Consider the following 1,175-nt stretch of genomic DNA (forward strand, 5'->3'; position numbering starts at 1 on the left):
ATGAAGTCTGCAAAACCAAAAGTTTTGCACGAATTGGCCGGAAAGCCGATGCTTGAACACGTTTTAGATACGGCACAACGGTTAAATCCAACAAGTCTTCATGTAGTAATCGGACATGGGGCTGATCAAGTACAGAAAGCATTTTCTAATTCTCCATTTCCAATCAATTGGGTTCAGCAAACCGAGCAACTTGGCACAGGTCACGCCGTGGCTCAGGCTGCTGGTAACATAACTTCCGATTCCAAAGTACTCGTATTGTACGGCGATGTGCCACTAATTGGTGTAGATTCGCTTACTGAGCTAGTAGAGATGGCTGATGAAGAAACGCTTGCGCTACTTACTATGGAGCTAGCCGATCCAACAGGTTATGGTCGAATCGTTCGTAATATCGCGCAAGAAGTAAATGCGATTGTCGAGCAAAAAGATGCAACTGACGAACAGCTAGCGATCCAAGAAGTAAATACAGGATTCATGGCATTCAGTTCGAATAATATGAATGTATGGCTTCCACAACTTAGGGCTGATAATGCACAAGCAGAATACTACCTGACTGACTTTGTTGCTTTAGCGGTTAATCAAGGAAAAGAAGTTGAAGCGTGTTTTCCGAATTCTCCAGAAGAAGTTCAAGGCGTAAATGATCGCTTACAACTGTGTGAACTTGAATGTTGGTATCAATCCCAACTTGGTGAAGCCTTGTTAAGAAACGGCGTGAGCCTATTTGATCCAAACCGTATTGATATCCGTGGTACTTTGGCCTGTGGTCAAGACGTAACAATCGATTTAAATTGTATCTTTGAAGGCAATGTTTCAATAGAAGACAACGTTTCAATAGGTCCTAATTGCTTGATTAAAAACACTACTATTGCCTCAGGTACGGTTATCAAAGCGAATTCAGTCATCGAGGACTCTATTGTTGGATCGGATTGCGATATTGGCCCCTATGCTCGACTCCGCCCCGGAACTAAGCTTTCTGACAACGCTAAAATCGGTAATTTTGTCGAAACGAAGAAAGCAAATATTGGCGAAGGTTCGAAAGTGAATCACTTGAGCTATATCGGAGACGCAGAGATTGGCGCGGGTGTAAATATCGGTGCAGGCACGATCACCTGTAACTATGACGGTGTAAACAAATACCAAACAGAACTTGGCGATGATGTGTTTATTGGTTCGAACTC

General features: G+C 43.1%; 1 protein-coding gene. It reads left to right on the forward strand.

From position 1 onward, the window contains the following. Positions 1 to 48: 48 nt before the first annotated feature. The coding region (gene glmU / locus A3762_RS03235) for a bifunctional UDP-N-acetylglucosamine diphosphorylase/glucosamine-1-phosphate N-acetyltransferase GlmU (RefSeq protein ID WP_369820656.1) at positions 49 to 1,175 on the forward strand (1,127 nt) is incomplete at its 3' end.

Source organism: Oleiphilus sp. HI0125 (genome assembly GCF_001635355.1).